The organism is Sphingomonas sp. LH128, from assembly GCF_000293195.2.
GTDB lineage: Bacteria > Pseudomonadota > Alphaproteobacteria > Sphingomonadales > Sphingomonadaceae > Novosphingobium > Novosphingobium resinovorum_A.
In genome coordinates this window covers 1-13504 of record NZ_ALVC01000089.1, presented here as the reverse complement: position 1 = coordinate 13504, position 13504 = coordinate 1, and the positions used below count along the sequence as shown (strand labels likewise).

The window sequence follows — 13504 nt, the reverse complement described above, 5'->3', positions numbered from 1 at the left end:
TGCGACAGGGAGGATATTAGTGCCGGTAGAACAGCGTCACGGACGCCACGTGGTTCATCCGCGTGCGTCCGCGGGTCTGATCGATGGTCTGATTCAGATAGCCCAGTTCCAGCGTCGAGGCGCCGGGAAGGCCCACTTCCGCACCGACGAAGCTGCGCAGCTGGTCGAAGCCGCTGCGTGCGCCCCAGTCGGTGTCGTTGAGCGCCACGAAACCTTCGGCATAGACCAACGCATTCACCGCATCGCTGCCCGACTTGAGCGGATGTTCATAGCGAATCATCTCACGCAGTCGCCAGCCCACGTCGCTGCCGTCAGAGCGCCAGCGCTGCTCCAGCCGCGTGCGTGAGGACAACTCGCCGCCGAAAGGCTTGCCGAGGGCGAGGTTCAACTGCTGAAAGCTGCGCTCCTCGTTGATGTCGCGGCCGCCGTCGACGGGCGACACGATATGCGCGTAGCCTTGGTACAGAGTGGCCGAGGACGAGAGCTTAACCCCCACCGCTCCGCGCAGCAGCAGGGCGTCGAGGCGCGAGATGCCGTCGCCGATGCGGGGCTGGAATTCGGCAAAATAGACCACGTCGCCGGAAATCGGTCCCATCGCCGTGAGATTGATCCAGGCCTGCTCGTCCTGTGTCGTTTCCGCGTGAACGGAACTGGAGGTCAACACGGCGGCAGCGGTCAGGGCGAGGTGGGCGAGGCGCGAAATCATGGCGCGGCGATATGGCTGGAACGTGTCGCATTCATTGCTGGGGCGTCAGGTCTTGTATCGCCGACAGTCTCGCAAAGCCCTCTTTCGCGAAGGATGATCCCGCACTAGTCTGGCTGTCCAATAATAAGCAGGAGAGGTGTCATATGTTCGTGAAGCTAACCGGGGCAGACCGCACCGCGACCGCCATCAACGCCTCGCAGGTGACATTCGTGTCCCAGGTGACCGAAGGCACCCGCATCCGTTTCGGCGAAGGGCGTTCGGTCACCGTGGTGGAGCCGCTCGACGAAGTGATCGAGCGGCTGAACAAGACACTCTCCTTCCCGGAGACCTGAAGGGCTATTCCGCTTTCCAGCGCTTCAACCGGGCGCGGACTTCGGAGACGAGGTCCTCGAAGGCCGCGACCCGGGTGATGCCGTAACGCTCGGCGGTGATGTCGACGTTACCCTTGCGCCAGAAGCCGTCGGGGCACAGCAGCACGATCCTGCCGCTGCGCCCGTGAAGGCCCAGTTCGAGCAGGCTGATCGGGCTCTGCGTGCCGGGTGCGAGGTACATGACGATCACGTCCGCGCTGTCGAGCGCGGAAAGCTCCCATCGACCTGCTGGCGGAAATGCGGCTCTTCGGCCACGGGTTTCCACGCAGGGTCCCAGTCCGGGCGGCGCGGGTTGAGGAGGATCGCGGGCTGGTCGGCGAGCGCGGCGATCAGGTCCGCCTGCCAGTCCCGCGCGACGCCCATCTCGATGCTGCCGCCGAGGAATACGCGCGGCCGGTCATGCGAGGACGGTAGCGGCGTGGGCGATACGATGACTTCGGCGGCGAGAGCAGGCGAGGAAGCGAGCGGCAGGGCCATGAGCGCGGCGGCGACGCTTTTCAGCACGGTCAGAACGAATCCTTCGCACTGCGCAGCGCTGCGAACGTCGCCACCGCGTCGCCGGAATGTTCCCAGCGCTTCTGGAGGGCGGGGTCGTCGGCGCGCAGGAAGGGATTGGTACGCAGTTCCCGCTCCAGCTTGGTCGGCACCGTCGGCAGGCCCTTGTCGCGGCGGCGGGTGATTTCCTCGGCGTAGGCCTGGAGGTCGGCGTTGTCGGGATCGGCATGGAGCGCGAAGCGGGCGTTCGACGCCGTATATTCGTGCGCGCAGTAGATCATCGTCTCGCCGGGCAGGGCCTTGAGGCGCTTGAGCGACGCCCAGAACTGCTCGGGGTTGCCTTCGAACATCCGGCCGCAGCCGAGCGCGAACAGGGCGTCGCCGACGAAGGCGATGCATGATCCGGGCAAGTGGTAGGCGATGTGGCCATTGGTATGCCCGCCGACGTCGATCACGAAAGCCTGCCGGTCGCCGATGGTGACGATGTCGCCCTGACCGACAGTGCGATCGACCGCCTCGATCTTGCCCGCGTCCCCGGCCGGAGCGGTTACCCGGCAGCCGGTGACCGCCTTGATCGCGGCATTGCCGCCTGCGTGATCCGGGTGCCAGTGGGTGTTCCAGATCTGGGTGATCTGCCAGCCCTTCCGGCCCGCCTGTCGCAGATATTCATCGGCGTCAGGGGTGTCGATGCAGACGGTTTCCTGGCTCACCGGATCGTGCAGCAGGTAGCCGTAGTTGTCGGACAGGCAGGGGAACTGGTGGACTTCGAGCATGGCACTCTCCTTGCGAGGGCTATCCTTGCGAGAGCGATGTAGGTCCTCAGTCGGGCTCTGGAAAGGGCAGGGAGAGCTGCCAACTGACGCCGTGCACATCGCTGAGCCACGTGAACAGAGCCGCGAACTCGTAGCCGTCCAGCGGCATCATCACCTTGCCGCCTTCGCCCAGGACTTTCGCGGCGTGGCGAAGCTGCGCCTCGTCCTCGCAATCGACGAAGATCGAGGTCGCGGGGGTGAAGGTGAAGGCGTGCGGGATCGGGCTGTCGAACACCCGCCACTCGGTGCCGCCGAGCGTGAAGCGCGCGGAGGAGAGCTTGCCATGCGCCTCGCCGCCGGAGTGGCGCTCCAGTTCCGTAACCTTGATGTGATCGGGAAACGCACGCTTCCACAGGATCAACGCTTCCTGCGCATCGCCCTGGAACATGAGGAAGGGAGTGGCTTGCATGGTTTTCGATCCTTGCCCGGCTCGCAGGAACAAAGCGGGCGGGGCATCGCGGTTCCCCAAAAGCAAAAGCCCGCCCGGATCGCTCCGGGCGGGCTTTCACTGTTTCAGCTTCGATGAAGCCGAAGACCGTTCTTACGAACGCGCCTTCAGGGCCTCGCCGAGGATGTCGCCGAGCGAAGCGCCCGAGTCCGACGAACCGTACTGCTCGACTGCTTCCTTCTCTTCGGCCAGCTGGCGGGCCTTGACCGAGAAGTTCGGCTTCTTGGAACGGTCGAAACCGGTGACCATGGCGTCGAGCTTCTGGCCGACCTGGAAGCGGTCGGGGCGCTGCTCGTCGCGGTCGCGGCCGAGGTCCGAACGCTTGATGAAGCCGGTGGCTCCATCGTCGCCAGCCTGGACTTCCAGGCCGCCGTCGCGAACTTCGAGAACGGTGACGGTGACGACCTGACCACGGCGCAGGTTGCCCTCAGCCGAGGAACCGGTGCCGCCGGCAGCCGGAGCACCACGCTCAAGCTGCTTCATGCCGAGCGAGATGCGCTCCTTCTCGACATCGACGTCGAGAACCACGGCCGAGACCTGCTCGCCCTTGCGGTGCAGAGCCAGCGCGTCTTCGCCCGAGATGCCCCATGCGATGTCCGACATGTGGACCATGCCGTCCACGTCGCCATCGAGGCCGATGAACAGACCGAATTCGGTCGCGTTCTTGACTTCGCCTTCGACCTGCGAGCCGACCGGGTGACGCTCTGCGAACGCTTCCCAGGGGTTCTGCTGGGCCTGCTTCAGGCCGAGCGAGATGCGGCGCTTGTCCGAATCGACTTCGAGAACGACCACTTCGACTTCCTGCGAGGTCGAGACGATCTTGCCCGGGTGGACGTTCTTCTTGGTCCAGGACATTTCCGAAACGTGGACGAGGCCCTCGATCCCGGCTTCCAGCTCCACGAAGGCGCCGTATTCGGTGATGTTGGTGACCGTGCCCTGCAGCTTCGCGCCGACCGGGTACTTGACGCCAGCGCCTTCCCACGGATCGCTTTCCAGCTGCTTCATGCCGAGGCTGATGCGCTGGGTTTCGCTGTTGATGCGGATGATCTGCACCTTCACGGTGTCGCCGATGGCGATCACTTCGCTCGGGTGGTTGACGCGCTTGTAGCTCATGTCGGTGACATGGAGCAGGCCGTCGATGCCGCCGAGGTCAACGAACGCACCGTAGTCGGTGATGTTCTTGACGACGCCGTCGATGACCTGGCCTTCGCTCAGCTTGTCGATCAGCTCGCTGCGCTGTTCGGCGCGGGTCTCTTCGAGGACGGCGCGGCGCGACACGACGATGTTGCCACGGCGACGGTCCATCTTGAGGATCTGGAAGGGCTGCGGCACATCCATCAGCGGGGTGACGTCGCGCACGGGGCGGATGTCGACCTGCGAGCCGGGGAGGAATGCAACGGCGCCGTCGAGGTCGACGGTGAAGCCGCCCTTGACGCGGCCGAAGATCACGCCTTCGACGCGCTTGCCTTCGCCGAACTCGCTTTCCAGCTTGTCCCAAGCGGCTTCGCGGCGTGCACGGTCGCGCGACAGCATTGCTTCGCCGTCGGCGTTCTCGACGCGGTCGACGTAAACTTCGACTTCGTCACCGACCTTCAGGCCGTGGTCGTCTTCGCCACGAGCGAACTCGCGCAGCGACACGCGGCCTTCGCTCTTGAGGCCCACGTCGATGACGGCCTTGTCGTTCTCGATCGCGGTGACGGTGCCCTTGACGACGCGGCCTTCGAAGCCGTCGTCAGCGACGCCGCCGAGCTGCTCGTCGAGCATCTTCGCGAAATCGTCGCGGGTCGGATTGGCAACAGATGCCATCAACACATTTCCTTCGTTCGATTTTTCCGGCCTGGCGGTTGTATCCGCCGGTCTTTTCTCCGCTGCCTGCACCATGCAGGAAAACGGGCCAAAGGGGCCGAACTGCCGCGGCGGCCGGATGCCGTTCGCGGCGCCCCTGAGGCAGATGCCTTTCGGGACCCGGGGCCATTACGCGCGAGGGGGCGGAAATGCAAGGGATTTGGCATTTCCCGTGACATCGACGGCCCCGCAACGACCACGGTGCGCAAGCGGCGGCGTCACACGTGTCCGGGACCTATGTGCTGGCCTTCACCGACCTCGTCGGCTTCGAGCGCGAACTGCAGGACGATGGCAGTATCGAGCTTGTCGAGCGGGGTCAGTTTGGCATCGCGTTTTTCGGCCGAGATGGCTTCTGCCTCCCAGGCTTTCGCTGCAGCCATCGCGATACCCCGGCGGTTTTCGAGCGGCTCGCTGAGGGCTTTCGCGCGCTGCAGCGCTTCTTGCTCTCTGCAGAAAGTTGCTGACATGCGCATTTTGTTGCTCCCTTAGCGCTTCATGTTTTGAAGACCGGCGACCACGCCCGGCTTTTCGGTCGGCTTCGATGCGTTGGTCTTCGGCTTTGCCGCCTTGGGCTTGCGGACTTCGCGGTTCGATTTTTTCTGCGACTTGGCCATGTTCGTTCTTCCTGTGCTGGTTCGATGGAGCGCGCCGTCAGGCGGCGACGACGTCCGGCAGGCTCGAAAATGCGGCCGCCGGACGGTAGATATTTGCCGCTTCCGAGCACAGATGGCGTTCGAGCAGCGAGAGAATCGTGGTGTCGGTCTCCGCGTCGAACTTGCGCGCGAACAGGTCTGGGCTTGCCTGCAAGCGGTCGATGTCGCGTTCGTCGTAATTGCGCGGGCGCAGCTTGATGTCGCCATCGGGGACCCAGTCTATCATCCGCAGATCGTCGTTCATGACGATGCCGTGGTCGCCGCCGTTCATCATCACGGTCTGGAAGAAGGCTTCGTCCGCGATAAAACTGTTGCGATAGAATGTTTTAAACGGGTCGGCTCGCCGATCATGGCAGGCATATTCGCAGAAGCCGCGGGTCACGGCCTTCCACTGAGTGCCGATGAAGGGGGTGCTGCCCGCGGGGTAGGGGCGGGCGGCTCCCGGCGTCAGCTTGCCATGCTCTTCGGTGAACCGATGGCTGATGCGATTCAGGGTGTCGGGCCGTTCCTTGCGCTGATCGAGCGCGCGGATGAACTGCCTGCCCGGATTGGCCGCAAAGAATTGACGGATGTAGTTCTGGCTCTTGAGAGGAAAGTCCTGGCCGGACAGGTTTATGTAATGCGTCCAGCGACCGTCCATTTCGAGGAGACGAGCCATTCCGCGCAATTCCGCATCGACGAGGCTGTAGCCGCCCCACCGCGCATTCTGCGGGTCGAGGATTGTGACCCCCTGATAGGGCTGTAGAAAGGACGCAATGTCATTCGCAAGGGCCTCGCCTGAGCTTTTGTCGACATGGATGACGTATTGATTTCCTGCTTGATAGATAGCCTCGAAGAGCCGCTTGAACTGCGCCGGATAGCGGTGAACGAGCAGGAAATAAGCAATCATGCGGTTGTCCATTTCGAGCCGCGCGTGACTGGCTGTCAAAATCCAGGCAATGGCGGCAACGTTTCCTGTCTCAGGAAAGCCGATCGAAAAGTATTTTTGATCGTGAAGAGACACCGCTGGACAGGGTTGCGACGAAATAAATTGCAACAGCGTGGCGAATACATGGCTATTCGCTGGAGATATTACAAGGTTTCCCGAAGACGGTAGTTTCGCTCGATCAGGAGTGGCGCTCGCGGGCAGGGCGGGAAATTCCGTTTCTCGCGCAATGGGGCCGCCAACATCGCTGGCTGAATTTTTTCATGCCGCTATCATGTCGTTCGGGAGAAAAGAGATGTCCGAACGGCTCGTGTGCCATCTGGCGCAATATGCGGCGTATCACCGCGACCGGCGCAACGTCATGACGCACATGATCGGCATTCCGATGATCGTGCTGGCGGTCGAGGTGCTGCTGGCGCGGCCCCGGATCGAGATCGCCGGCATCGGCCTTGCAGCCGTCGACTTCGCCATCGTCGCGGTGTGCTGCTTCTACTTCACGCTGGACCGCAGGCTGGCCTGCGGCATGGCGGCGGTGCTTGCGGTGGGCAAGGTGATCGGCGGCAAGCTGGCCGAGCAGGATACCGCGACGTGGCTGGGCTGGGCGTTAAGCCTGTTCGTGGTGGGCTGGCTGTTCCAGCTGCTCGGCCACAAGTGGGAGGGGCGCAAGCCCGCTTTCCTCGACGACGTGCGCGGTCTGCTGATCGGCCCGCTGTTCGTGCTGGCCGAGGCGGTGTTCCACTTCGGCAGGCGGCTCGAACTGCGCGGGGCAATCGAAAGGCGGCTCTCTCAGGCCGACTGAACGAGCGCGTCCACGGCGGCGATGGCGGCGGCGATCGCTTCCTCGCGCTTGAGGGTGGAGGTGTCGATCAGCAGCGCATCGGCGGCGGCGGCCAGCGGGGCGTCCTTGCGGCCCTTGTCGCGGGCGTCGCGGGCGGCGAGGTCGGCGGCGATATCTTCCAGCGAAGCGTCGCGGCCATGCGCCTGCATCTCGAGGAAGCGCCGCTGGGCGCGGGCCTCGACCGAGGCGACGACGAAGAGTTTGGCCTGGGCCTCCGGCGCGATGACGGTGCCGATGTCGCGCCCGTCGAGCACCGCACCGCCGGGCTGGGTGGCGAAGCTGCGCTGCCGTTCGAACAGGGCCTGGCGCACAGCCGGATGGATCGAGACGCGGCTGGCGAGGCCGCCGGTCGCTTCGGAGCGCAGTTCCGGGTCGGCCAGCAGTTCGGGCGCGAACGTGCAGGCGGCCAGCGCGTCGGCCGGATCGTCCGGATTGCCGCTGCTCAGATCGCACTGGCGGCCCACCGCACGGTAGAGCAGCCCGGTGTCGAGATGCGGCAGGTGGAAGTGCGCCGCCAGCGCTTTGGCGATCGTGCCTTTGCCCGAGGCGGTCGGTCCGTCGACGGCGATGATCATGCGGTCAGGCCCTCCAGCATGGTTTCGAATACGGGGAAGCTGGTGGCGATCGGGCGCACGTCGTCCACTTCGACGCCTGCGCGGCTGGCAAGGCCGGCGACCGCCATCGACATGGCGATGCGGTGGTCGAGGTGCGTGGCGATGGTGCCGTTGGTGCCGACCAGCGGCTCGCCGCCGGTGCCGGTGATGATCAGGCCGTCCTCGGTCTCGCGCACCGTGGCGCCAGCGGCGGCGAGGGCGGTCGCCATGACGGAGATGCGGTCCGATTCCTTGACGCGCAGTTCCTCGAGGCCCGTGGTGGTGGTGACGCCCTCGGCCAGCGCGGCGGCGACGAACAGGACGGGGAACTCGTCGACCATGGCGGGCACGATCGCGGGATCGACATCGATGCCCTTGAGCGCGGAGTGCCTGACCAGCAAATCGGCGACCGGTTCGCCGCCGACCTCGCGCGGATTCACTTCCTCGATGGACCCGCCCATCTGGCGCAACACTTCGACGATCCCGGCGCGGGTGGGGTTGAGGCCGACGTTCTCGATCAGCACTTCGCTGCCTGGGATCACGAGAGCGGCGACAATGAAGAAGGCGGCGGAAGAAGGATCGCCCGGAACCTCGATGGTCTGGGGTTTGAGTTCGGCCTCGCCCCGGATCGAGATGACGCGCGCGCCGTTGGCATCGGTCTCGACGGTGAGATCGGCGCCGAATCCGCGCAGCATCCGCTCGGAGTGGTCGCGGGTGGGCACCGGCTCGATGACGGTGGTGATGCCGGGCGTGTTGAGGCCGGCCAGCAGGATCGCGCTCTTCACTTGCGCCGAGGCCATCGGCAGGCGGTAGCGGATCGGCACCGCCGGGCTGGCACCTTTAAGGATAAGGGGCAGGCGGCCGCCTTCCGATGCCTCGAAGCTGGCGCCCATCTCGGAAAGCGGATCGATGACGCGGCCCATCGGGCGCTTGGAGAGCGAGCCGTCGCCGATGAAGGTCGCGGTGATCGGGTGGCTGGCGACGAGGCCCATCAGGAGGCGCGTTGACGTGCCCGAATTGCCCATGTCGAGCGGCGCTTCGGGCTGGAGGAGCGCACCCACGCCGACACCGTTGACGGTCCAGGCGCCTTCCCCGGTGCGCGTCACGGCGGCGCCCATCGCGCGCATGGCTGCGGCGGTGGAAAGCACGTCCTCGCCTTCGAGCAGGCCGGTCACCTTCGTCTCGCCCACCGCCAGCGCGCCCAGCATGATCGAGCGATGGCTGATCGACTTGTCGCCCGGAACCCGGATTCGCCCTTTGAGCGGCCCGGTCGGCAGGAAGCGGCGGGGGCGCATGTTCAGGGTGTCGTGGCTCACGGGGTTGGACTTTCGAGGCTGGAATGCTGCAAAAACGGGGCGGCTTTTGACAGCGCCTGTCCGCTATGGCAAGGCGCGCGCCCTGATGCGGCCTTGCGCGCCTAATCTCGCGAGACTTGATTAAGTGCGCAGGCTTTCCCATCAAGACACGCAATTTACTTCGCCCGCGCCATCCGGAACGGGCCAGACGAGGACTTTCCATGGCCAAGGCTGAATGGGGCGCCAAGCATGGCTGCCCGAAATGCGGCACCCGCTTCTACGACCTGGGCAAGGATGACCCGGTCACCTGCATCGAATGCGGCAACGAATGGACCCCCGAGCCGGTGCTCAAGTCCAAGCAGCCGATTCCCTACGAGGAAATCCAGAAGAAGAAGGAAGTCGTCGAGACCGAGGACGAGGATCTGGCCGAAGAGGATCTCGACATCGATGACGACGGCGATTCGCCGGACAACGATGTGGACCTCGGCGGTGACGACGATCTCGGCATCGGTGCCGGCGGCGACGACGAAGACCACGACAACTGATCTGACACGGGGCCGGTCCGCTTTATAGCGAACCGGCCCCGGCTGATTTTGGGGTGCTTGTTCGGTGGCGCACGCTGCTGCGCTTTCGCTCCCCCAGTCATTCCCGCGAAGGCGGGAACCCATCTCCCGACGGCTCCTGGTGAACCCGCATCAGTTGGGCCACCCGCCTTCGCGGGGATGACGGGTGAGCAGGAGCGCAGGTGTGGTTTTGAACGGCGAGCCGGGCTTCAAAACTCGCTGCCGAAAAAAATCGACATCACGCAAATTTTCCTCTTGCCAAGTTTTCGGGCCGCCCGTAGATGGCGGCCTCCCAAGCGGAAGCGCTTCTTTGAAACGCCGAAAACAAGGGAAACGGGTTGGTCCTCCCAGGGCTAACTTGCTGAAATGATTGGGGCCTTAGCTCAGCTGGGAGAGCGCCTGCATGGCATGCAGGAGGTCAGCGGTTCGATCCCGCTAGGCTCCACCATTTCGCTACATTGAAGTTTCGCATGATTGCGACACGCTGGTTGACGAGGTTTCGTCCACTGGCGTTTTTTGCTATCAGCTCATGCATCCGCCGGTCAGCGAGGTTTCGCCCACCGGCGTTTTTGGCGTGTTTCGCGCCGGATTTGAAGGAGTGAACGGCCTATGTTCGACAGTCTGTCAGATCGCCTTGGTGGCGTCTTCGACAAGCTGCGCGGCCGTGGTGCGCTCAAGGAGCAGGACGTTCTCGATGCCATGCGCGAAGTGCGCATCGCGCTTCTCGAGGCCGACGTCGCGCTGCCGGTCGTGCGCCGCTTCATCGATACCGTCACGGAAAAGGCCGTCGGTCAGAACGTCCTGCGCTCGGTCACGCCGGGCCAGCAGGTCGTCAAGATCGTCAACGACGCGCTGATCGAGACGCTGGGCGGCGAAGAGACCCCCGGCCTTGACCTTGAGGCCGTGCCGCCGATCGTCATCATGATGGTCGGCCTCCAGGGCTCGGGCAAGACCACCAGCACCGCCAAGATCGCCAAGCTTCTCAAGGAGAAGCAGGGCAAGAAGGTGATGATGGCCTCGCTCGACGTGAACCGTCCGGCGGCGCAGGAACAGCTCAAGGTGCTGGGCGAGCAGGTGAGCGTCGCCACGCTGCCGATCATCGCCGGCCAGCAGCCCACCGAGATCGCGACGCGCGCCATGCAGGCCGCGCGCCTGCAGGCCGTGGACGTGCTGCTGCTCGACACCGCGGGCCGTCTCCACGTCGACCAGCAGCTGATGGACGAGATGAAGGCGGTCGCCGCCATCTCGACCCCGCGTGAAACGCTTCTGGTGGTCGACTCGCTGACGGGTCAGGACGCGGTCAACGTCGCGCAGTCGTTCGCGGGGCAGGTGGACCTCACCGGCGTCGTGCTGACCCGCATGGACGGCGATGCGCGCGGCGGTGCGGCGCTGTCGATGCGTGCCGTCACCGGCAAGCCGATCAAGTTCGCAGGCACCGGCGAGAAGATGGATGCGCTGGAGGTCTTCCACCCCAGCCGCGTCGCCAACCGCATCCTCGGCATGGGCGACATCGTCTCCATGGTCGAGAAGGCCGCCGAAGCGGTCAAGATCGAGGATGCAGAAGCGCTCGCCAAGCGCATGGAGCAGGGCAAGTTCGACATGAACGACCTGCGCATGCAGCTCAAGCAGATGCAGAACATGGGCGGCCTCGGCGCGCTGGCGGGCATGATGCCGGGCATGAAGAAGGCCAAGGCGGCGATGCAGCAGTCGGGCATGGACGACCGCGTCCTCCTGCGCATGGACGCGATCATCGGCTCGATGACGCCGAAGGAGCGCGGCAATCCTGCACTGCTCAACGCCAAGCGCAAGATCCGCGTCGCCAACGGCTCGGGCACCCAGGTCCAGGACGTCAACAAGCTGCTCAAGATGCACCTGGAGATGTCCAAGGCCATGAAGCAGATCAAGAAGATGGGCGGCCTCAAGGGGCTGGCCGCGATGTTCGGCAAGGGCGGCCTCGATGCCGCGATGCCGGGCCTTGGCGGTGCCGGTCTCGGTCCCTCGGCCGGGGGCTTCCCCGGGCTTGGTGGCGGCGGGGCCGATCTCAGCAAATTCCTGAAACGATAATCTCAAATATTCCCAGAATTATAGAAAGGTAAGTCTCATGTCCGTTTCGATCCGTCTTTCGCGTGGTGGTGCCAAGAAGCGCCCGTACTACAAGATCGTCGTCGCCAACGCGACCGCGCCGCGCGACGGCAAGTACCTGGAGCAGGTCGGCACCTACAACCCGATCCTCGCCAAGGACGACGAGAACCGCGTGCGTCTGGTCGAGGACCGCGTGCGTTACTGGCTCGGCGTTGGCGCCCAGCCGACCGACCGCGTTGCCCGCCTGCTCGACAAGGCCGGTGTGAAGGAGCGCGCCGCTACCAACAACCCGAAGCAGGCAGAGCCCGGCAAGAAGGCCAAGGAGCGCGCTGAAGACCGCGCCACCAAGCTGCGCGAAGCTGAAGAAGCCGCTGCCGCTGCAGCCGCTGCTCCGGCCGAGGAAGCTGCTCCCGAAGCAGCCACCGAGGAATCGACCGAGGCGTAAGTCTTGGTACAGCCCGGTAAGGATCGCCCCGTCACGCTTGCCGCCGTTTCCGGCGCGCATGGCGTGATGGGGGAGGTTCGCCTCAAGCTGTTCGGTGAAGGCGTGGCTGCGCTCAAGCGCTACCGCGCCTTCAACGATTCCAGCCTCACTGTCGTGAAGCTGAAGGACGACGGCAAGGGCGGCGCGATCGCCCGATTCGACGAGGTGAAGGACCGCAACGCGGCGGAAAAGCTGCGCGGCACCGTGCTCACTGTCCCGCGCTCGGCGATGCCGGCGCTGGCGGAGGGTGAGTATTACCACGCGGACTTCCTCGGCCTGCCTGCCGTGTCGGAAGAGGGCGAGGCGCTGGGTATGTGCGTGGCGGTCGAGAACTTCGGCGCGGGCGACGTGCTGGAGATCGAACGGCCGGTGAGCGAGGACGGCAAGCGCCGCCGCTTCATGGTGCCGATGACGCCCGCCGCCGTGCCCGAATGGAACGACGAGCGTATCGTCCTCAACGCGGCCTTCGCGGAAGAATAGCTCGCCTTGTCGCGTGCTGTCCGGCGATGTATATACAGTGTATATATACATTGCCGGAGCGCGTCATGGGCAAGGTATACACCACCAGAAGCTTCAAGTCGGGCAATTCGGTCGCGATTCGGATGCCCGCTGGTCTGGGTATCGAGCCGGACCGCGAATGGATCGCCGAATGGGTCGACGGTGACTTGCGCCTGCATGCCAAGGAGCAGCCAAGGCGCAAGATCGACGTCAGTGGCTTCGCGGGCAAGGCGCCCTGGCTCAAGCGCTGCCACCGGAACTGCGCGAATTCGAGGAACGGCCGAGCACTATCGCTGCCCGCGAGAAGGCTGAGAGCGGCGAGTGACGCGCTATATGATCGACGCCGATAGCTCGATCTACGCGATGGTGGATCAGGCAAGTCCGGTCAATGCCCGGCTGGCCGATTGCGAACCGGGTGATGTGGTCATATCGACCATCAGTTTCGCCGAGATCGCATTGGGCGTGCAACTGCAGGAGCCGCCGCCGCCAGGAGTCCTCGAGGCATTTCTCGAAGCCGTGCCGCTGATGCCGTTCGATGAAATGGCCGCGCGCGAATATGCTCGGTTGCCGTTCAGGCGCGCCCGTTTCGATCGCCTGCTGGCCGCACACGCGCTGAGCATCGCTGCGATCGTCGTCACGAACAACGAAGCCGACTTCGCGGACGTGGCCGGGTTGAAGGTGGAGAACTGGACGAGATAATGCCGGGCGGCGCGGTCGGGAGAGAAGTCTGGCGACTGCTTCCGCCCCGTTGCGGACATTCGATCGCCACGATACCATCGTGGAATGTTCGAAAGCCCTCCATACATGTTCATTGCGACCGTCTTCGGTCTAGCGGTGCTTGTAGGGTTCTTGCCCGCCAGAAAGTACCGGACGGCGCTAATCGGATGCATCGCCCT

General features: G+C 64.6%; 17 protein-coding genes, 1 tRNA gene and 1 pseudogene. 9 read left to right on the top strand and 10 right to left on the bottom strand.

Features of this window, described 5'->3' with window-relative positions:
* Positions 1–16: 16 nt before the first annotated feature.
* Positions 17–706 (bottom strand): DUF2490 domain-containing protein, encoded by a 690-nt coding sequence (locus tag LH128_RS07935; protein WP_008829094.1) that lies wholly within the window; start codon positions 704–706, stop codon positions 17–19.
* 143 nt (positions 707–849) lie between these two features.
* Between LH128_RS07935 and LH128_RS07930 the strand changes: the two genes are divergently transcribed.
* Positions 850–1038 carry a hypothetical protein gene (locus LH128_RS07930; protein ID WP_008829093.1) on the top strand — a complete coding sequence of 63 codons (189 nt, stop codon included), beginning with the start codon at positions 850–852 and terminating at the stop codon, positions 1036–1038.
* A 4-nt stretch (positions 1039–1042) separates the two neighbouring features.
* Here LH128_RS07930 and LH128_RS07925 read toward each other — a convergent pair.
* The 7 genes and pseudogenes from LH128_RS07925 to LH128_RS07900 all read right to left on the bottom strand — a co-directional run bounded on the left by LH128_RS07925 (position 1043) and on the right by LH128_RS07900 (position 6333).
* A pseudogene (locus LH128_RS07925) lies at positions 1043–1440 on the bottom strand (nucleoside 2-deoxyribosyltransferase domain-containing protein).
* Positions 1441–1583: 143 nt separating this feature from the next.
* Positions 1584–2345 carry a hydroxyacylglutathione hydrolase gene (gloB, locus tag LH128_RS07920; protein WP_008829092.1) on the bottom strand — a complete coding sequence of 254 codons (762 nt, stop codon included), beginning with the start codon at positions 2343–2345 and terminating at the stop codon, positions 1584–1586.
* Between the two features lie 46 nt (positions 2346–2391).
* Positions 2392–2793: a VOC family protein gene (locus tag LH128_RS07915; protein ID WP_008829091.1), complete on the bottom strand. Its 402-nt coding sequence runs from the start codon at positions 2791–2793 to the stop codon at positions 2392–2394.
* Positions 2794–2925: 132 nt separating this feature from the next.
* Positions 2926–4638 (bottom strand): 30S ribosomal protein S1, encoded by a 1713-nt coding sequence (gene rpsA / locus LH128_RS07910; protein WP_008829090.1) that lies wholly within the window; start codon positions 4636–4638, stop codon positions 2926–2928.
* 257 nt (positions 4639–4895) lie between these two features.
* Positions 4896–5150: a hypothetical protein gene (locus LH128_RS07905; protein ID WP_008829089.1), complete on the bottom strand. Its 255-nt coding sequence runs from the start codon at positions 5148–5150 to the stop codon at positions 4896–4898.
* Between the two features lie 12 nt (positions 5151–5162).
* Positions 5163–5291, bottom strand: coding sequence for a hypothetical protein (locus tag LH128_RS34435; RefSeq protein ID WP_256434545.1), 129 nt, complete (start codon positions 5289–5291; stop codon positions 5163–5165).
* A gap of 37 nt (positions 5292–5328) precedes the next feature.
* On the bottom strand, positions 5329–6333 hold the full coding sequence (locus LH128_RS07900; RefSeq protein ID WP_327195108.1) for a beta-1,6-N-acetylglucosaminyltransferase: 1005 nt from the start codon (positions 6331–6333) through the stop codon (positions 5329–5331).
* A 217-nt stretch (positions 6334–6550) separates the two neighbouring features.
* Here LH128_RS07900 and LH128_RS07895 point away from each other — a divergent pair, with 217 nt between their 5' ends.
* Positions 6551–7054 carry an Mpo1 family 2-hydroxy fatty acid dioxygenase gene (locus LH128_RS07895; RefSeq protein WP_008829087.1) on the top strand — a complete coding sequence of 168 codons (504 nt, stop codon included), beginning with the start codon at positions 6551–6553 and terminating at the stop codon, positions 7052–7054.
* Here LH128_RS07895 and LH128_RS07890 read toward each other — a convergent pair.
* Positions 7042–7668 (bottom strand): (d)CMP kinase, encoded by a 627-nt coding sequence (locus LH128_RS07890; protein ID WP_008829086.1) that lies wholly within the window; start codon positions 7666–7668, stop codon positions 7042–7044. The two genes, LH128_RS07895 and LH128_RS07890, sit on opposite strands and share 13 nt — an antisense overlap.
* Positions 7665–8981 carry a 3-phosphoshikimate 1-carboxyvinyltransferase gene (aroA, locus tag LH128_RS07885; protein WP_037518460.1) on the bottom strand — a complete coding sequence of 439 codons (1317 nt, stop codon included), beginning with the start codon at positions 8979–8981 and terminating at the stop codon, positions 7665–7667. The genes LH128_RS07890 and aroA overlap by 4 nt, the downstream gene beginning before the upstream one ends.
* 221 nt (positions 8982–9202) lie before the next feature.
* Between aroA and LH128_RS07880 the strand changes: the two genes are divergently transcribed.
* The 7 genes from LH128_RS07880 (at position 9203) to LH128_RS07850 (ending at position 13307) form a co-directional block, all read left to right on the top strand.
* Positions 9203–9526, top strand: a complete 324-nt coding sequence (locus LH128_RS07880; protein ID WP_008829084.1) for a TIGR02300 family protein — start codon at positions 9203–9205, stop codon at positions 9524–9526.
* A 390-nt stretch (positions 9527–9916) separates the two neighbouring features.
* Positions 9917–9992, top strand: a tRNA-Ala gene (locus LH128_RS07875).
* Between the two features lie 161 nt (positions 9993–10153).
* A complete protein-coding gene (ffh, locus tag LH128_RS07870; RefSeq protein WP_008829083.1) occupies positions 10154–11608 on the top strand; it encodes a signal recognition particle protein in 1455 nt (484 codons plus the stop codon).
* A 37-nt stretch (positions 11609–11645) separates the two neighbouring features.
* The gene (rpsP, locus tag LH128_RS07865) at positions 11646–12071 is read left to right on the top strand and encodes a 30S ribosomal protein S16 (RefSeq protein WP_008829082.1); all 426 of its coding nucleotides are present in this window, start codon (positions 11646–11648) and stop codon (positions 12069–12071) included.
* 3 nt (positions 12072–12074) lie between these two features.
* Positions 12075–12590: a ribosome maturation factor RimM gene (rimM, locus tag LH128_RS07860; protein WP_008829081.1), complete on the top strand. Its 516-nt coding sequence runs from the start codon at positions 12075–12077 to the stop codon at positions 12588–12590.
* Positions 12591–12655: 65 nt separating this feature from the next.
* Positions 12656–12958, top strand: coding sequence for a hypothetical protein (locus LH128_RS07855; RefSeq protein ID WP_008829080.1), 303 nt, complete (start codon positions 12656–12658; stop codon positions 12956–12958).
* Entirely contained in the window at positions 12942–13307 is a 366-nt protein-coding gene (locus LH128_RS07850) for a type II toxin-antitoxin system VapC family toxin (RefSeq protein ID WP_008829079.1), read from the top strand. Before LH128_RS07855 ends, LH128_RS07850 begins: the two co-directional genes overlap by 17 nt.
* The last annotated feature ends 197 nt before the right edge of the window (positions 13308–13504 follow it).